The sequence below is a fragment of the Micromonospora sp. NPDC049204 genome, assembly GCF_040647935.1.
GTDB lineage: Bacteria > Actinomycetota > Actinomycetes > Mycobacteriales > Micromonosporaceae > Micromonospora.
This window is the reverse complement of the sequence record NZ_JBEZDC010000005.1, coordinates 209,715-227,509: the sequence shown is the minus strand read 5'-3', so window position 1 is coordinate 227,509 and position 17,795 is coordinate 209,715. Positions and strand designations below refer to the sequence as shown.

The 17,795-nt window shown below is 73.0% G+C and carries 15 protein-coding genes; 7 read left to right on the top strand and 8 right to left on the bottom strand.

The features are described from left to right. The first annotated feature begins 5 nt into the window (after positions 1–5). Genes AB0A90_RS12520 through AB0A90_RS12510 form a run of 3 tightly spaced genes read left to right on the top strand, consistent with a single transcriptional unit; the run spans position 6 to position 3,752 of the window. Positions 6–950: an NAD-dependent epimerase/dehydratase family protein gene (locus tag AB0A90_RS12520; RefSeq protein WP_357245702.1), complete on the top strand. Its 945-nt coding sequence runs from the start codon at positions 6–8 to the stop codon at positions 948–950. Between the two features lie 8 nt (positions 951–958). After that, on the top strand, positions 959–2,365 hold the full coding sequence (locus tag AB0A90_RS12515) for a lipopolysaccharide biosynthesis protein (protein WP_357245700.1): 1,407 nt from the start codon (positions 959–961) through the stop codon (positions 2,363–2,365). Further along, complete coding sequence (locus AB0A90_RS12510; RefSeq protein ID WP_357245697.1) at positions 2,355–3,752, top strand: glycosyltransferase; 1,398 nt, start codon at positions 2,355–2,357, stop codon at positions 3,750–3,752. Before AB0A90_RS12515 ends, AB0A90_RS12510 begins: the two co-directional genes overlap by 11 nt. A gap of 16 nt (positions 3,753–3,768) precedes the next feature. Here AB0A90_RS12510 and AB0A90_RS12505 read toward each other — a convergent pair whose 3' ends face one another. Then, positions 3,769–5,043 carry an O-antigen ligase family protein gene (locus tag AB0A90_RS12505; RefSeq protein WP_357245694.1) on the bottom strand — a complete coding sequence of 425 codons (1,275 nt, stop codon included), beginning with the start codon at positions 5,041–5,043 and terminating at the stop codon, positions 3,769–3,771. Between the two features lie 380 nt (positions 5,044–5,423). On the opposite strand from AB0A90_RS12505, the gene AB0A90_RS12500 reads away from it, so the two are divergent. From AB0A90_RS12500 to wecB, 3 genes are read left to right on the top strand one after another with little or no spacing between them, the layout of a single operon-like run. After that, complete coding sequence (locus AB0A90_RS12500) at positions 5,424–6,464, top strand: polysaccharide biosynthesis protein (protein WP_357245691.1); 1,041 nt, start codon at positions 5,424–5,426, stop codon at positions 6,462–6,464. After that, entirely contained in the window at positions 6,458–7,582 is a 1,125-nt protein-coding gene (locus AB0A90_RS12495; RefSeq protein WP_357245688.1) for an NAD-dependent epimerase/dehydratase family protein, read from the top strand. Before AB0A90_RS12500 ends, AB0A90_RS12495 begins: the two co-directional genes overlap by 7 nt. Positions 7,583–7,604: 22 nt before the next feature. Next, complete coding sequence (wecB, locus tag AB0A90_RS12490) at positions 7,605–8,729, top strand: UDP-N-acetylglucosamine 2-epimerase (non-hydrolyzing) (RefSeq protein WP_357245685.1); 1,125 nt, start codon at positions 7,605–7,607, stop codon at positions 8,727–8,729. A 61-nt stretch (positions 8,730–8,790) separates the two neighbouring features. Here wecB and AB0A90_RS12485 read toward each other — a convergent pair whose 3' ends face one another. The 4 genes from AB0A90_RS12485 to AB0A90_RS12470 are packed head-to-tail and all read right to left on the bottom strand — an operon-like array spanning position 8,791 to position 12,444. Next, entirely contained in the window at positions 8,791–9,996 is a 1,206-nt protein-coding gene (locus AB0A90_RS12485) for a glycosyltransferase family 4 protein (RefSeq protein WP_357245682.1), read from the bottom strand. Continuing rightward, a complete protein-coding gene (locus tag AB0A90_RS12480) occupies positions 9,993–10,640 on the bottom strand; it encodes a NeuD/PglB/VioB family sugar acetyltransferase (RefSeq protein ID WP_357245679.1) in 648 nt (215 codons plus the stop codon). Before AB0A90_RS12480 ends, AB0A90_RS12485 begins: the two co-directional genes overlap by 4 nt. After that, a complete protein-coding gene (locus tag AB0A90_RS12475; RefSeq protein WP_357245677.1) occupies positions 10,637–11,260 on the bottom strand; it encodes a sugar transferase in 624 nt (207 codons plus the stop codon). Before AB0A90_RS12475 ends, AB0A90_RS12480 begins: the two co-directional genes overlap by 4 nt. Before the next feature lie 26 nt (positions 11,261–11,286). After that, positions 11,287–12,444 (bottom strand): DegT/DnrJ/EryC1/StrS family aminotransferase, encoded by a 1,158-nt coding sequence (locus AB0A90_RS12470; RefSeq protein ID WP_357245673.1) that lies wholly within the window; start codon positions 12,442–12,444, stop codon positions 11,287–11,289. 217 nt (positions 12,445–12,661) lie between these two features. Between AB0A90_RS12470 and AB0A90_RS12465 the strand changes: the two genes are divergently transcribed. Then, a complete protein-coding gene (locus tag AB0A90_RS12465; RefSeq protein WP_357245670.1) occupies positions 12,662–13,609 on the top strand; it encodes a DUF389 domain-containing protein in 948 nt (315 codons plus the stop codon). On the opposite strand, the gene AB0A90_RS12460 is transcribed toward AB0A90_RS12465, so the two are convergent. The 3 genes from AB0A90_RS12460 to AB0A90_RS12450 all read right to left on the bottom strand — a co-directional run bounded on the left by AB0A90_RS12460 (position 13,539) and on the right by AB0A90_RS12450 (position 17,684). Next, positions 13,539–14,006, bottom strand: a complete 468-nt coding sequence (locus AB0A90_RS12460; protein ID WP_357245668.1) for a hypothetical protein — start codon at positions 14,004–14,006, stop codon at positions 13,539–13,541. The two genes, AB0A90_RS12465 and AB0A90_RS12460, sit on opposite strands and share 71 nt — an antisense overlap. A gap of 23 nt (positions 14,007–14,029) precedes the next feature. Next, the gene (locus AB0A90_RS12455; RefSeq protein WP_357246173.1) at positions 14,030–14,914 is read right to left on the bottom strand and encodes an aminoglycoside phosphotransferase family protein; all 885 of its coding nucleotides are present in this window, start codon (positions 14,912–14,914) and stop codon (positions 14,030–14,032) included. A 307-nt stretch (positions 14,915–15,221) separates the two neighbouring features. Further along, the gene (locus AB0A90_RS12450) at positions 15,222–17,684 is read right to left on the bottom strand and encodes a Tex family protein (RefSeq protein WP_357245665.1); all 2,463 of its coding nucleotides are present in this window, start codon (positions 17,682–17,684) and stop codon (positions 15,222–15,224) included. Positions 17,685–17,795: the final 111 nt, after the last annotated feature.

The window sequence follows — 17,795 nt, the reverse complement described above, 5'->3', positions numbered from 1 at the left end:
ACGCGTTGAAGGTAGTCGTGACCGGCGGCGCCGGGTTCATCGGCGCCAACCTGGTACGGGCGCTCGACGAGGCACCCCAGGTGACCGACGTCGTGGTGGTCGACGACCTCTCCACCGGCCTGCTGGACAACCTGCACGACCAGCCCGTCCGGCTGCACCGGGGCTCCGTGCTCGACCCGGACCTGCTGGACGAGGCGTTCGCCGGGGCGGCCACCGTGGTGCACCTGGCCGCTCTCGGCTCCGTGCCGCGCTCGATCGACCGGCCGCTGCCCAGCCACCACGCCAATGCCACCGGGACGTTGCTGGTGCTGGAGGCGGCTCGCCGGCACCACGTCCCACAGGTGATCCTCGCGTCCTCCTCGTCGGTCTACGGCGCCAACCCGGTGCTGCCCCGCCAGGAGGAGCTGCGCCCGATCCCGGTGTCCCCGTACGCGGTCTCCAAGTTGGCCGCCGAGGCGTACGCGGTCGCCTACGCCGCCTGCTACGACCTGGGTGTGCTGCCGTTCCGCTTCTTCAACGTCTACGGTCCCCGGCAGGCGGCGCACCACGCGTACGCCGCGGTACTGCCCCGCTTCGTCACCGCCGCGCTCGCCGGCGAGCCGCTGCGCGTGCACGGCGACGGTCGGCAGGCCCGCGACTTCACGTTCGTCGGCAGTGTCACCTCGGTGATCGTCGACGCCGTCGTCCGTCGGGTGTCCACCACCGACGTGGTGAACCTGGCCTTCGGCGCGCGGGTCTCCCTGCTCGACCTGATCGCCGAGCTGGAGGACATCATGGGCCGGCCGCTGCCGGTCGTGCACGAGGCGCCGCGCCCGGGCGACGTACGGGACTCGCAGGCCGACTGCACCCGCCTGGGAGAGCTGTTCCCCGGGGTGCGGCCGGTGCCGCTGCGCACCGGCCTGGAGCGCACGGTGTCCTGGATGGCGGGTCACGTGCTCGCGAGTCAGTAGGGCCGTCGATGTCGTCCGGGGTCGTCGAGCGGACCCGGCGCGCCCGCCGACCGGGCACGCACCGTCGACTTCCCGACCGTGGTCGCCGGCTCGTCTCCGGGGTGGCGACGGCGCTGCTCAGCCGGGCGGCGGGGCTCATCGTGCCGATCGTCCTGGTGCCGGTGACGCTGCCCTACTTCGGCAACGACCTGTACGGCCTGTGGATGGCGGTGGCCGCGCTGGCCGGCATGGCCGCCTTCGCCGACCTGGGGCTGGGCAGCGGGCTGATGACGAAGCTCGCCCCCTGCTACGCCCACGGCGACACCGCGCAGGCCCGTCGCTACATCTCCAGCGCGTACCTGACCCTGTCGGGGCTCGCGCTCGCCCTCACCGGCCTGCTCTGGGTCTTCGCCGGTGCCGTGCCCTGGTCGGCGCTGTTCAACGTGACAGGTCAGGTCAGCCCGGAGCAGACCCGGATGATCTCGTTGATCTGTCTCACCGCGTTCGCGCTCAACATCCCACTCAGCCTGATCGCCCGCGTCCAGTACGCCTACCAGCAGGTCGGTCGGAGCAACGTCTGGCAGACCGCGGGCAGTCTGGCCGCGCTCGGCGCGGTGCTCGGCGTGGTCTGGGCCGGCTGGTCGCCGCTCCTGGTGGTCGCCCTGTCGGTGGCCGCGCCGCTGCTGGTCAACCTGCTCAACACGCTCTGGTTCTTCGGCCGGCAGGAGCCGCGGATCCGACCCACGCCGAGGGCCGTGCAGGCGCACGCCGCCCTGGAGCTGACCCGGCTCAGTGGGCTGTTCTTCGTGCTGACCGTGGTCATCTCGTTCGCCACCAACGCCGACACGCTGATCATCGCGCACGCGCTCGGCCTGTCCGCCGTCGCCGGGTACGTGGTGCCCGCGAAGCTGCTGTCCCAACTCGGCCAGCTCGTCGTCCTGGTCAACGTGCCACTGTGGCCGGCCAACGGCGAGGCGTTGGCCCAGGGCCAGGTGGACTGGGTCCGCCGCACCACCCGACGGATGACCGTGTTGTCCGTGCTCGCCGCCGGTCTGCCGGCCGCCGTGCTCGTCGCCTTCGGTGAGTGGCTGTTCGCGGCCTGGCTGCCGGTGCCGATGGGCGGTGACCGGTGGCTGCTGGCCGGGCTGGGCGTCTGGTGGCTGCTCCAGTCGGCGCTCTCGCCCCGGTTCATGGTGCAGAACGCCGGCGGCGTCCTCGTCCCGCAGTTGTGCGGCTGGGCGGCGTTCCTGGTGTTGTCGGTGCTCGGCAAGTGGTACGCCGCCGACCGCATCGCCGTCGCCGCCGTGCCCTGGGTCGGCGCGGTCGGCTACGCGCTGACCGTCGTGCCGGCGGCGCTGTACGGATATCGCCGGACGCTGCGGCTGCACCGTGGCCCGACCATCGAGCGGAGATTGGTGTCCGACCATGCGCGCTGACGACTATCCCCGCGTGTTGGTGGTGAGCGCGGCCGTGTTCGATCGCTCCACCGGCACCGGCATCACCCTGTCGAACCTGTTCACCGGCTGGCCGGGGGACCGCCTCGCCCAGCTCTACGCCGAGGACCGCGCCCCGGGTCCGGACGCCGTCGGCACGTTCGCCCGGTTCGCGCCGCGCAACGCTCCGGTGGAGTACCACCTGTTCCGGCAGTGGGAACGCGTCCGCCGACCGGTCCGGTCCGTGCTGCTCGGCGCGACCGGTGCGCCAGGCGCTGCCGGCCCGACCGGCGTGGCGCGCGATCCCGGGCCCGGCCCGGTGCGTGCCCGGCTGCGCACCCAACTCCGTGCCTTCGTCGACCTCAGCCCGGTCCGTGTTCCCGACGACGTCCGTCGGTGGCTGCGGGAGCAGCGGCCGGACGTCATCTACACCACGCTGGGCAGCATCCGGATGATGCGCCTCGCCGTCGCCGCCGCGCAGGAGTGCCGGGTGCCCCTGGTGCCGCACTTCATGGACGACTGGCCCACCACGCTCTACACCGGCGGTCAGGTTCTGGGGCTGCCCCGGCTCGCGGTCCGTGCCGGCTTCCGGGACGTCCTGCGGCACGCCTCGTACGGAATGGGGATCAGCGTGGCGATGGCGCGGGAGTTCGAACGCCGTTACGGGTTGCCCTTCGCCGCCTTCGGCAACTGCGTGGACGCCGCGGACTTCGCCGACCCGGACCGGCCCGCGCCGGACCGCCCGGTCGGGGCGCCTGTCGAGTTGGTCTACGTGGGCGGGTTGCACCTGGACCGGTGGCGGTCACTGCGCCGCGTCGGCGAGGCCGTCGTTCGCCTGGCGGACCAGGGGACACCGGCCCGGCTGACCGTGCACGCCCCGGCGACCGACCTCGCGCGGTACGCCGGCGCGTTCACCGGGCTGTCCGCGGTGCGCCTGGGCCGATCGTTGGCCAGCGACGAGGTCGCCGCTGTGCTGCGCCGCTCCGACGTGTTGGTGCACGTCGAGTCGTTCGCCGCCGAGCACCGTCGCTACACCCGCTACTCGCTGTCCACCAAGATCCCGCAGTACCTGGCATCCGGCCGTCCCGTCGTCGGATTCGGCCCGGCCGAACTGGCCTCGATGGCGCACCTGGCGGCGGCCGACGCCGGCGCGGTGGTCGGAACCGACGACCCGGCGGCACTCGTGGGGGCGCTCACCCCGCTCTGCGCCGACGCCGGGTTACGGGCCCGGCTCGGCGGGCGGGCGCTGGCGTACGCGGTGCGGCACCACCGCACCGACCAGGTGGCGGCCCGCTTCGCCGAGGTGCTGCGGGAGGCGGCGACCTGTCCGGTCGACCGGCCACCGGTGCCCCGATCCGGGCGGGCCGGGGCGCTGGCGGACGCCGACTGACGCGCCGACCGGCCCGTCAGCGGTGGAGGCCAGCCTGGACCGTCCGGCCGTCGCCGCTGCCGACGAGCGCGGCCGGGGCCGGGCGGTGGCGGCGGGCGCGGGAGTGCCGGGGCGCCGCCGGCGGACCCCAGATCCCCGGCAGTACGGTGACCAGCGCCAGCACCAGCCAGAAGGCGAGGGACGTCTCCCACTGGCCGGTCAGCCAGATCGGCAGCATGACGCCGGTGAACGCGCAGGCCAGCAGCAGTCCGGCTCGGCCGGTGCGGGCCGCGACGACGAGCGCCGCGGTCATCGCGCCGAAGTAGAGCAGCACGCCGACCAGCCCCAGGTCGTTGCCGACGGTGAGGAGCAGGTTGTGTGGCCCGATCTCGTACGGGTTGGTGCTGAGAAAGACTCCCGCGCCGGATCCGTTCAGCGGTGACTCCGACCAGGTCGACAACGCGTAGGGCCAGATCCAGAGGCGTCCGGAGATGTCGCCGGTGGGTCGTCCGTACAGGCCGTCGAGCCAGAGCAGCTCCGCCCTCGGCGTCAGCCCGAACGGCACCAGGACGATGAGCGTGGCGGCGAGCCCGGCGACGGTGACCCCGGTCAGTCGAGGCGCCACGCGGGTGGCCAGCGCGCCGACGAGACCGGCCACGATGCCGATGGCCGCGCCACGCGAGCCGGTGAGCAGCACGCCGTACCCGAGCAGCACGGCCAGGGCCAGCGGCGCGAGACGCAGGACCGGCCGGTGCGCGCCGGCCGCGGCGAGCACCAGGGCCAGCACCACGCCGGCGGCCAGGGTGTACGCCGTGCCGTTCACCTCCCGACCGTCGATGCCGTAGCGCTCGGCGAAGAGGACCACCTGCCCCTGGGACCGGGCGCCGGTCGCCACCTCGACGGCGACCACCGCGCAGCCGAGCAGGAAGGTCCAACCGACCAGCAGCAGGTCCCGGCGGCCCCGGACGACGTGTCGGCAGGCCACGAAGAGCAGGCTGACCGAGACGTACCGGTAGGCGGCGGGTCCGGTGATGTCGGGGTGGCTGGTCCAGAGCAGGCTGGCGGCGGCCCAGCCGGCGGTGAGCAGCGCGACGGTGTCGACCGGCCGCAGCCGGGGCAGCCGGCCGCTCAGCACGACGGCCAACACGGCGAGGATCGCCACGTAGTTGAACGACCACCACGGTGGCCGGGCCACCAGGTAGGCGGCGACACACAGGACCAGCACGGCGGGCAGGCTGCCGGTGGGCGCGGCCGGCGAGGGGCCGGGCTGTGCCGCGGGTCGCCGTCCGGGTGGGGCCAAGGGGGCGGGCACCAGTTGGGCACCGGCGGTGTGGTGGTGTCGCGGGGCGTGGGTCGGGTGGTGTCGCGGCGGCGCGTCGGCCAGCGTGTGCGCCCCGCGCCCGTCTGGACAGGCTCGGCGAGGCACGGAACCGTTTCTACCAGGTGCGACGGTGCGAAGTGGCCAAATCACTGCATACACCGACATGTTTTCTGAGTGCCCTATAGCTCGTTTGGCCCGTTTGCCGCCCATACACGTATCTGCTGCTGAGGCCCCTCGTTGACCCGGGTGCCGCATCCGGCGGGGCTTCCGCCTGACCACCGGAGACCGGCGCCCGTGCCACAGCGCGCAGCGGCTGTGCGTGCCGGGTCGACGGGTGAGAACCGCCCGTCGGGTGACGAACGGGAGAGTCAATGAGCGTGATGACCGCGGGCCGCCGGGTGCTGATCACCGGTGGGACCGGATCCTTTGGACAGACCATGGCGCGGCGACTGCTCGACCGCGATGTCGCCGAGGTGCGGATCCTCAGCCGGGACGAGGCCAAGCAGGACGCCATGCGGCGTTCCATCGGCGACGAGCGGATGCGCTACCACGTCGGCGACGTCCGGGACATCGACACGGTGCTGCGGGCCACGCGGGGCGTCGACTTCGTCTTCCACGCGGCGGCGCTCAAGCAGGTGCCGTCCTGCGAGTTCTTCCCCCTGGAGGCGGTGCGCACCAACATCCTCGGCAGCGGCAACGTGGTCGAGGCCGCCGCGCACAACGGCGTCAGCTCGGTCGTCGTGCTCAGCACCGACAAGGCCGTCTACCCGGTCAACGCCATGGGCATGAGCAAGGCGCTGATGGAGAAGGTCGCCCAGGCGTACGCCCGCAACAACCCGAACAGCGCCACCACCGTGTCCTGCGTCCGGTACGGCAACGTGATGTACTCGCGTGGCTCGGTCATCCCGCTCTTCATCGAGCAGATCAAGGCCGGCCGCGCGCCCACCGTCACCGACCCGGCCATGACCCGCTTCCTGATGTCGCTCGCCGACTCCGTCGACCTGGTCGAGCACGCCTTCCACCACGCCCGCCCCGGCGACGTGTTCATCCGCAAGGCCGCCGCCTGCACGATCAGCGACCTCGCCGAGGCCGTCTGCCAGTTGTTCGACGTGCCGTTCAAGCTGGACATCATCGGCGTACGGCACAGCGAGAAGTCGCACGAGACCCTCGCGAGCCGGGAGGAGTTGGCCCAGGCCGACGACTTCGGGGACTTCTACCGGGTGCCGCTGGACGCGCGCGACCTCAACTACGCGCTGTACGTCTCCGAGGGCGAGCTGGGCGAGCGGCCCGGCGCGGACTTCAACTCGGCGAACGCCACCCGGCTCGGCGTACCCGATGTGGTGCGGCTGCTCAAGTCGCTGCCGGAGATCCGCGCGGAGCTGGCGCTGCGGGATCCGGTGCTGGCGTGCTGAGCCTCGCCGTCACCGGCGCCGGCGGTTTCCTCGGCTGGCACGTGCGGGTCCTGCTGCGCGCGCTCGGCTGGCCCGAGCCGACCGTGCTGACCCGTACCGATCTGGCCGACCCGGCGGTGGTCGCCCGCAAGATCGCCGGGGTGGACCGGGTGCTGCACCTGGCCGGGGTCAACCGGGGGGAGCCCGCCGACGTGGCGGCCGGCAACGTCCAGCTCGCCGCCCAGCTCGCCAACGGCCTGCGCGCCTGCCCGGACCCGCCCATCGGGGTGGTCTTCGCCAACTCCGTGCAGGCCGGCAACGGCACCCCCTACGGCGACGCCAAGGCCACCGCCGCCGGCATCCTCGCCGAGACCGGCGTACCCCTGGACGACGTGCTGCTGCCCAACCTGTACGGCGAGCACGGCCGACCCTGGTACAACTCGGCCGTCGCCACCTTCTGCCGGGTCCTCGCCGAGGGCGGCCGGCCGGAGGTGCACGCCGACCGACAGCTGGACCTGGTGCACGTCACCGACGCCGCCGCCCGACTGGCCGGCGTCGCGGCGGCCGGCTCCTGGGACCCGGCGCTGCCGGCCCTGCGGATCGGCGTCCGCGACCTCGCCGACCAGCTCACCTCGTACGCCGGCGTCTACCGCACCGGCGAGATCCCGCCGCTGCGCGACCGGCACGACGTGCGGCTGTTCAACACCTACCGGTCGCACTGCTTCCCGGCGCACTACCCGTTGGCCCTGCCCACCCGGGCCGACGCCCGGGGTGCCCTCGTCGAGACGGTCAAGGCGCACGGCGGAGCGGGACAGACCTTCTGCTCGACCACCCGGCCCGGGATCACCCGGGGTGAGCACTTCCACCTGGCCAAGGTGGAGCGGTTCGTGGTGTTGCGCGGCACCGCCGAGATCAGCCTGCGCCGCGTCGGCGACACCGACGTCGTCCGGTTTCCGGTCAGCGGCGACCAGCCCGTGGTCGTCGACATGCCGACCATGTGGGCGCACAACATCACCAACACCGGCCCGGACGAGCTGCTCACCCTCTTCTGGACCAACGAGCTGTTCGACCCGGAACGGCCCGACACGTGGCCGGAGCCGGTCGGCGACGAACACCTGGTGCCGGTGGGCGCCCGGTGAGTGACAGGCGGAGGGAGACCACATGACCAGGGTGATGACCGTCGTCGGCACCCGTCCCGAGATCATCCGACTGTCCCGGGTGCTCAGCCGGTTGGACGACACCGTCGACCACGTGCTCGTGCACACCGGGCAGAACTGGGACGCCACCCTCTCCGACGTGTTCTTCAAGGAGCTGCGACTCCGCGAACCGGACCGGTTCCTGCGCGTCGACACCACCTCGTTGGGCCGGGTGCTCGGCGGCGTCCTGGTCGGCATGGAGGCGGCGATCGCCGAGCTGCGACCGGACGCGCTGCTCGTGCTCGGCGACACCAACAGCTGCATCGCGGCGCTGATGGCCCGGCGGATGCGAGTGCCGGTCTACCACATGGAGGCCGGCAACCGCTGCTTCGACCTCAACGTGCCGGAGGAGACGAACCGGCGACTCGTCGACCACGTCGCCGACTTCAACCTGGTCTACACCGAACACGCCAGGCGTAACCTGCTCGCCGAGGGCCTGCACCCGCGCCGGATCCTGCACACCGGCTCACCGATGCGGGAGGTGCTGGAGCACTACCGGGCACCGATCGCCAGCTCGACCATCCTCCGGCAACTGGAGCTGGACGACGGCCGGTACTTCCTGGTCAGCGCCCACCGGGAGGAGAACGTGGACCGGCCCGACCGGCTGCGGCGGCTGCTGGACTGCCTGGTCGCGGTCCGCGACCGCTGGGGCTACCCGGTGCTGGTCTCCACCCACCCGCGCACCCGCAAGCGGTTGGAGGCCCTCGCCCCGGACGCCACCGCGCTGGACGGCATCGCCTTCCACGACCCGTTCGGTCTGCTCGACTACGTGCACCTGCAGACGAAGGCGTTCTGCACCCTGTCCGACAGCGGGACGATAAGTGAGGAGGCCGCCATCCTCGGCTTCCCCGCGGTGACCCTGCGGGAGTCCATCGAACGCCCCGAGGCGCTCGACGCGGGCGGGATCATCATGACCGGTCTCGACCCGCAGGGGGTGGTCGAGGCGGTCGAGGTCACGGTGGCGCAGGTCGCGGCGGACGGCGTGCCCTGCCCAGCCGACTACCAGGTGCCGGACACCTCGCGGCGGGTGGTCGACTTCATCCTCTCCACCGTGCGCCGGCACCACGACTGGGCCGGCATCCGGCACTGAGCCGCCACCATGGGCGGTCGGTGGTCCGGCGGGACCGGCCACCGGCCGCCCCGCGGCGTGCTCAACGCCGCCGGCCCGCCACGTCCTCGACGATGTCCGCCACCTCGGCCGCCGCCCGCAGGTCGTCGAAGGACGTCAGGACGTGGCGGCGGGCCAACCGGCCGCACAGGCTGAGCCGGCCCGCGACCCACCCCTGGTATGCCGAGTCCAGCGCCGCCACCAGAGCCGTCGGATCACCCGGCGGGACGACCCAACCGGACCGCTCGGTCACCGCCTCGGGCAGACCACCGGCCGCGCTGACGATGCTCGGCACACCCATCGCGCCAGCCTGTACCGCCGCGCCGGGGCCGTCGCCGAGGGACGGGGACACGCTGACATCCGCGGCGGCGTAACAGGGCCGCACGTCCGGGACCGACTCCACCCAGGTGATCCCGGGGTCACCGGCGACGCCGAAGCGATCCTCGAGCTGCCGCCGGTAGTCCTCACCGGCAGCCGTCCAGCCGCCACCGACCAGCAGCAGGTGCGCGTCCGGGTGCCGGCGACGAAACGTCCGCCAGGCGTCCAGCAGCACGTCGTGCCCCTTGACCCCCCGACCCGAGTGGATGAACCACCTCGGCGGGTAGACGTGCGCGACCATCACCACCAGGAACACGCCCTGGTCGATGCCCAGCTCGGCGCGGAGCTTCGCCCGCTGGTCCGGGCCGGTGGCGTCCGGGCTGAACGCGTCGGTGTCCACCCCGTACACGGCGACCGGGCGACGCTGCGGCGGACACCCCAACTCGCCGTAGCGGGCGGAGGCGTAGCGGCAGCCGCAGATCAGCACGTCGTCCAGCCGCCACAGCAACCACTCCGCCGAGCGGACCAACCGGGATTCCAGGTACGCCGGGTTGGCCACCATGTGCACCCGGCGGAGCGGCAGGCCCAGCGTGGCCAGTCGCACCGCGTACGCCGAGGCGATCAGGTGGTACTGCACCACGTCCGGGCGCAACCGGCGCAGCAGCGCGCGCAGCAGCAACAGCCCGATGGGCGCGTACCGGCCCATGGTGAAGTCGTACGGGGAGCTGAGCACGTCGACCCCGCGGCGCTCCAACTCGTCGGTGAGTCGGCCGGCTCCGCGCGGCAGCACGACTGTCACCTCGTGCCCCCGGTGCCGCAACTCCTCGACCTGCGGCAGCAGCCACATCCCGCCGGTACTGGTCTTGACCAGCACCGCGATCCGGAGCTGGCGGACGCCGAGCGGCCGGCTCGCGCGGGGACCGACGCTCACCGGGCCGGGACTCCCTTGACCACCGCGCCGGCGGGTACGTCGCGGACCACGCAGGCCCCGGCGCCGACCGTGGCGCCCGCGCCGACCCGCAGCCTCTGCAACACCACGGCACCGGCCCCGATCAGCACCCCGTCGCCCAGGTGGCAGTCGCCGGAGACCGCCCCCAACGGGTTGACCGACACGTGGTCGCCCAGCGCGCAGTCGTGCGCCACCGCGCTGTTCTGGTTGAGGTGCACGTGCCGGCCCAGCGTGACGTTCGTGGTGACCCGCGCGCCCGGAAACACGATCAGGCCTTCGCCGTACACGGTGTCCGGGCCGACGGTGGCGTCCGGGTGCACCAGCACCGCCGCCGGCAGCCGGTACGCGGTCAGCCGCTGATCCACCGACCGTCGCGCGGCCGGATCCCCGATGCCCAGCGCCAGGTGGGTGCCGGCGGGCTGCTCGCCCAGGCGGGCACTGCCACCGAGGTAGGGCACCTCCAGCCGCTGCACCCGTTTCAGGTTGACCTCGCTGGGCTGGTCGTCGACGAAGCCCCGCACCCGCCACACCGGGCCACCACGGGCGGCGGCGTTGACGGCCCGGACGATGCCGAGCACCTCGCGGCCGTGCCCGCCGCAGCCGACGATGACGATGTCCAGGCTCACCGGCGGCCCTCTGCCGGTCCGCGACCGCCGGCAGTGGCCAGCTCGGCCGGGCCGAGGAACTCGTGGGCGGTGGCCGCGCCGGCCGCGGTGATCCCCTCCCGGAGCAGGACTGTTCGTACCGTGCGCAGCAGGATCCGCACGTCCAGCACGAGCGAGCGGTGCCGCACGTACTGCACGTCGAGAGCGAAACGCTCGTCCCAGCTCAGCGCGTTGCGCCCGTACGCCTGCTGGAGACCGGTGATGCCGGGGCGCACCTCGTGCCGGCGGAGCTGCTCCGGGCTGTAGCGGCTCAGGTACGCCGGCAGCAGGGGACGCGGCCCGACCAGGCTCATCTCGCCGCGCAGCACGTTCCACAGTTGGGGCAACTCGTCGAGACTTGTCGTCCGCAGCCAGCGGCCGAAGCTGGTGAGTCGGACGGCGTCGTTGGCGGGTGCCTGGTCCTCGCCGCCAACGGTCATCGAACGGAACTTGACCAGGCGGAACAGTCGACCGTGCCGACCCGGGCGGGCCTGCCGGAACAGCACGGGCCGACCCATGGTGACCAGCACGGCTAGCGCCACCGCGGCGAGCACCGGCGTCGCGAGCAGCAGGCCGGTGGCGGCCAGAACCACGTCCAGCATCCGTTTGACGGTGTCGTAGGGCCGGTTCATCGGTGTCCGTCCAGAAACTCGGTGGTGGCGGCGAGCACGCGCTCGACCTGGTCGTCGGCGAGGGCGGAGCCGCTGGGCAGGGACAGGCTGGTGGCGAACAGGCGGTCGGCGGCACCGGTCTGGGCGACCTGCCGGTCGGCGTACACCGGTTGGCGGTGCATCGGTTTCCACATCGGGCGGCACTCCACGCCGTGGCCGGCCAGGTGCTCGGCGAGTTGGCCGGGCTGCCAGCCGGTGCGCTCCGGTTCGATGACCACGGAGGTCAACCAACAGTTCGAGCCGGGGTCACCGGCGCCGAGGATCCGAGTGCCGGGCACGCCGCTGAAGAGCCGGGCGTACCTGTCGCGCAGCGCCCGCCGTCGGGCGACCATGGCGTCCAGTCGGGTGAGCTGGGCGCGGCCGAGCGCGGCCAGCAACGTGCTGAGCCGGTAGTTGTAGCCCACGTCGCGGTGCTCGTAGTGCGACACCGGCTCGCGGGCCTGGGTGGCCAGGTGTCGGGCTCGGGCGACAAGCGCGGGGTCGTCGGAGACCAGCATCCCGCCGCCCGTGGTGGTCATCACCTTGTTGTGGCTGAACGAGTAGATCCCGACCCGGCCGAACGTGCCGGCACACCGCCCCCGGTAGGTCGAGCCGAGCGCCTGCGCCGCGTCCTCCACCACCGGGACACCGACGGCCGCGCAGAGCGGCAACAACCTGTCGTAGTCGGCGCACCGGCCGTTGATGTCCACGGTCAGTACGGCGGCGACCCGTCGGCCCGCGTCGACGAGACGACCGAGCAGGTCGGCGAGCAGGTCGACGTCGAGATTGCCGGTGGCGGCGTCACAGTCCACGAAGACCGGTTCGGCGCCGGTGTAGGTGACCGCGTTGGCGGTGGCGGCGAAGGTGAGCGTGGGCACGACCACCACCGTCTCCGGTCCCGCGCCGACGGCGAGCAGTGCCAGGTGCAGGGCGGCCGTGCCGGAGGAGAGCCCCAGCGCGTAGCCGACGCCGACCCGCGCGGCGAGCTCCCGTTCGAACGCGCCCAGTTCCGGCCCGTCCGGGTCGAAGCGCCCGGCCCGGATGGCCCGCAGCAGGTAGGACTCCTCCAACTCGCCCACGTCGGGCGGGGACAGGAAGACCGGGTCGGCAACGCCGGGACCGCCGCTGCGCGCCACGGGCGGACGGTGGTGGATCAGCTCCACGGATGGCGCCTCCGATCGGACGATAGGGAAGACCACGATTGTTGTATCAGGCGTTATGAGACTGAGCGGGGCTTTTCGCCGTTGCTGCGACGAATCCACCCGATCGGTCCTCGCGTTCGGCTGGTCACCGGACGTGGCCGGTAGAGTGCTGCCGGCCGCGCTGGCGATACGTCCACACCAGGGAGAACGAGTGCTGCACCTCAGGGTGATTGCCCCGGCGGATCGGTCGACCGAGGTCGTCGATCTGCTCACCGCCCAGGCGGGGGTGACGCACCTGGCCGTGCTGCCCGGTGCGGCCCGGCAGCCGAAAGGCGACCTCATCCTCTGTGACGTGGTGCGGGAGAGTGCCGACCAGGTGTTGCAGGGCTTGCAGCGGATCGGTGTGGACACCAGCGGCGGCATCGCGGCCGACGACGTCGAGCTGACCCTGTCGAGAGCGGCCGACCGGGCCGCCCGCCGGGCCCCCGGCAGCGGCGCCGACGCGGTGGTCTGGGACGAGATCGCCGCGAAGACCGGCGAGCAGACCGAGCTGTCCGGCACCTACCTCGTTCTGATCGTGGTGGCGACCATGATCGCTGGCATCGGTGTGCTGCTGGACCAGCCGATCCTCATCGTCGGGGCGATGGTGGTCGGCCCGGAGTTCGGCCCTCTCGCCGCGCTCTGCGTGGCGCTGCTACGCCGTAGGTTCGGGGTGATCGGCCGCTCGGTGCAGGCGCTCTCGGTGGGCTTCCTGGCGGCCATGGTGGCGACCGTGCTGAGCACCTGGGCGCTGACCGCCGCCGGCCTGGTCAGCGAGGAGATGCTGCTCGCCAAGCGACCCCTCACCGACTTCATCTGGCGTCCGGACGCGTTGTCCTGGGTGGTCGGTCTGCTCGCCGGTGTGGCCGGCATGCTGTCGTTGACGTCGAAGAAGTCCGGCAGCCTGGTCGGGGTGCTGATCTCGGTGACCACCGTGCCAGCCGCGGCGAACGTGGCGGTCGCCGCCGCCTACGGGGTGTGGGACGAGGCGGGCGGCTCGGCACTCCAACTGGTGATCAACATCTGTGCGATCGTCCTGGCCGGACTGCTCACCCTCGTGGTGCAGCAGGCCTGGTGGTGGAACCTGGCCCGCCGGTCCCGTCGTCCAGCAGCCGGGTGAGCAACGTCCGCAACGGGATCGACTCGCCGTCGCGGCCTCCCGCGCCGACCACCAACGGCGCCGGGCTGGGCTGCGGGTCGACCCCGAACAGCCGGGCGCGCACGCCGCCGGGCACCGTCAACAGGTGGAACCGGCCGGCCACGTCCACCGCCCGGGTGCCGGCCCGGTCGACGTACCAACCGGTCAGCCTGGTCCGGTAGCGCCCGCGCCCGTCGTAGCCCCGGGCGACCAGTCGGGTGGTGGGCAGCCCTCGACGGGTCGCCTCGGCCACGAACCAGGCCACCAACTCCGCCGCTTCCGCCTGCTCGGCGGCCCGTCGGCGGGCGTCCGCGTCGGCGTGTGCCCGCACCGCCTGCCGCTGCCGCTCCCGCCACTCGCGGTCGTCGTCCTCACCCACGAGCCGACGGTACGCGACCCGACTCAGTCGAGTACGGCCAGCAGCGTGTGCCGGGCGATGCCGGCCATCACCGGGTTGGTCTCGACGTAGTACGGCAGCGCGACGATCGCCTGCGCCAGGGCCCAGCCGCGCCCCCGCTCCCAGGTGGCGTCGTCCACGCCCAACGCCCGCCGGTACGTCTCCCGCGAGCCGGGGTCCAACAGGTTCCACGCCGGCATCAGATCCACCGCCGGGTCACCGAGCTTGACTGCCTCCAGGTCGATGACCGCGGCCAGTCGCCCGTCGCGGACCAGCAGGTTGCCCGGCATCAGGTCTGCGTGGATCCACACGTCGGCCGGATCGTCCCGGCGTGCGTCCCGGCACCTGTCCCACACCTCGGCGAGCGCGGCGGTGTCGATGAGTTCACCGCTGACCGCGAGGGCGGCCCGCACGTCGACGTCCTCGCCCGCCAGTGGCCCGCCCCGGCCGTACCCCGGCCACGACCGCCCTCCGGCGTCGATGCCGCGCAGGGCGACCACGACAGCGGCCAGGTCACGGGCGAAGAGCTCCGGATCCTCGATCCGATCGGGCTGCGCCGTCTCCCCGGGAATGAACCGGTACGCCGTCCACGACCCGGGGTACCCCTCGCCGGGCGCACCGAGGGCGAGCGGTTCGGGCACCGCGACCGGCAGGTGCGCCGCGAGCAGCACGGCGTGTTCCTGCTCCCGCCGAAGTTCGGCGCGCAGGTCGGGATCGGCGAAGGGCCGCAGCGGAAACCGCAGCACGATCTCCGGCCCGAGCCGGAACAGCGCGTTCACCGTGCCGGCCGAACGGAGGGGGCGCACCGGCAGCTCCCGCCAGCGCGGAAACTGTTCGGCCACCAGCGCGGCAACGACGTCCACGCTCACATCCACCTGGTCGGCATGCATCCGCACCGCGAGATCATCGCCCAGGCCCCGCAGACACGCGACCCGATTTCTCGCCGCCCGCGCGCGCCTGCCGCCCGCCGATGGCTGGACCGGTCGCGGATGGCCGCGCTCAGACCCCAACCTTTGGATGCGCCCTCTCGAGCACGCCCCAGATCTGGGGCGTGCTCGACAGGAATCTCCGACAACTCCAGATCTTGGACACTCGCTGTCCGCCCGCCGAGTCGGTCAGCGCGCGTCCGGCCCGGGAGGCGCCGAAGGTCGCCGCCCCGCCGGGCGTCCCGGTCGCTTCCTCGCGCCGGCCCCGGGATCAGGCCAACCCGGCGCGGCGCAGAGCCTCCGCCATCGCGTCGTTGGCCGGCGCCGGTGCGCCCTGCCGCTGCTGCCCGCCCCGTGCGCCCTGGCCGCCGCGCCCGCCTTGTCCGCCGGACCTGCCCTGTCCACCGGACCCGCCGGACCTGCCGCCACCACCGGACCCGCCCTGGCCGCCAGCGGCGCCGCCGCGACCATCCTGCCCGCCGCGTCCGCCCTGCGCGGGGCCACCGCGCCCCTCCTGACTCGTCCGACCACCGCCACCGGCGGCGGCCGGCTCGTCCTCCAGGCGCAGGGTCAGCGAGATCCGCTTACGGGGTACGTCCACGTCGAGCACCCGGACCTTGACCACGTCGCCGGACTTGACCACCTCGCGGGGGTCCTTCACGAACGTCCGGGACATCGCCGACACGTGCACCAGGCCGTCCTGGTGCACGCCGACGTCGACGAACGCACCGAACGCGGCCACGTTGGTGACCACACCCTCCAGCACCATGCCCGAGGTCAGGTCGCTGATCTTCTCCACGCCCTCGACGAAGGTGGCGGTGCGGAACTCCGGCCGGGGATCCCGGCCCGGCTTCTCCAGCTCGGCGAGGATGTCGGTGACGGTGGGCAGGCCGAACCGGTCGTCGACGAAGTCGGTGGCCCGCAGCCCGCGCAGGATGCCGCTCTTACCGATCACCGAGCGCAGGTCCTGCCCGGTGGTGGAGAGGATGCGGCGCACCACCGGGTACGCCTCGGGGTGCACGCTGGAGGAGTCCAGCGGGTCGGTGCCGTCCGGGATGCGCAGGAAGCCGGCGCACTGCTCGAACGCCTTCGGCCCGAGCCGCGCCACCTTCTTCAGGTCGGTACGCGTACGGAACGGCCCGTTGGCGTCCCGGTGCAGCACGATGTTCTCGGCCAGGCCGGCGCCGATCCCGGAGACCCGGGTCAGCAGCGGCGCGGAGGCGGTGTTGACGTCCACCCCGACCGCGTTGACGCAGTCCTCGACGACCGCGTCCAGCGACCGGGACAGCTTCACCTCGGACAGGTCGTGCTGGTACTGGCCGACGCCGATCGACCGCGGGTCGATCTTGACCAGCTCGGCGAGCGGGTCCTGGAGGCGGCGGGCGATGGACACCGCGCCGCGCAGTGACACGTCCATCCCCGGCAGCTCCTGCGAGGCGTACGCGGAGGCGGAGTAGACCGACGCGCCGGCCTCGGAGACCATCACCTTGGTCAGGTTGAGCTGCGGGTGCCGCGCGATCAGGTCGCCGGCCAGCTTGTCGGTCTCCCGGGAGGCGGTGCCGTTACCGATCGCGATCAGCTCCACCCCGTGCGCCCCGGCCAGCCGGGCGAGGGTCTCGACCGAGGCGTCCCACTGCCGGCGCGGCTCGTGCGGGTAGATGGTGTCGGTGGCGAGCACCTTGCCGGTGGCGTCCACCACGGCCACCTTCACCCCGGTGCGCAGGCCGGGGTCCAGGCCCATCGTCGGACGGGTGCCGGCGGGGGCGGCCAGCAGCAGGTCGCGGAGATTGGTGGCGAAGACGCGGACCGCCTCCTCCTCGGCCGCCTGCCACAGCCGCATCCGCAGGTCCGCGCCCAGGTGGATGAGGATCCGGGTACGCCACGCCCAGCGGACCGTGTCGGCCAGCCAGCGGTCGGCCGGGCGGCCCGCGTCGGAGACTCCGAACCGGCCGGCGATCGCCGCCTCGTACCGGGTCGGGCCGGTGGGTACGGCGTCCGCCTCGCCCGCCTCCTCCGACTCCATGGTCAGGTCGAGCACGCCCTCCTTCTCACCCCGGAACATCGCCAGGATCCGGTGCGAGGGCAGCTTCGGGTACGGCTCGGAGAAGTCGAAGTAGTCGGCGAACTTGGCGCCGGCGGCCTCCTGGCCCTCGCGTACCCGGGACACCAGACGGCCCCGCGACCACATCTGCTCGCGCAGCGTGCCGATCAGGTCGGCGTCCTCCGCGAACGTCTCGATCAGGATGGCGCGGGCGCCCTCCAGCGCGGCGGCGGCGTCGGCGACGCCCTTCTCCGCATCGACGAACCCGGCGGCGGTGGCCCGTGGGTCCTGGGTGGGGTCGGCCAGCAGCGTCTCGGCCAGCGGCGCGAGCCCGGCCTCGCGGGCGATCTGCGCCCGGGTGCGTCGCTTCGGCTTGTACGGCAGGTAGATGTCCTCCAGCCGGGACTTCGAGTCGGCCGCCATGATCTGCGCTTCCAGCGCCTCGTCCAGCTTGCCCTGGCCGCGGATCGACTCCAGCACCGCCGTCCGCCGCTCGTCCAGCTCGCGCAGATAGCGCAGCCGCTCCTCCAGGGTGCGCAGCTGGGTGTCGTCGAGCAGGCCGGTGGCCTCCTTGCGGTAACGGGCGATGAACGGCACGGTGGCGCCGCCGTCGAGCAGCTCCACGGCCGCCCGCACCTGACGCTCGGCCACGCCGAGCTCGTCGGCGATCCGCTGATGAACAGACTGGGTCACGATCTCGATCCGCCTTCGGGAGTGGGTACGCCTGCATTCTGCCGGGCCGGCCGGGGCGCTGTCGCCGCGCCCGGCCGGGGCGGAGGACCGAACCACCGCGCCCGGCCGGGC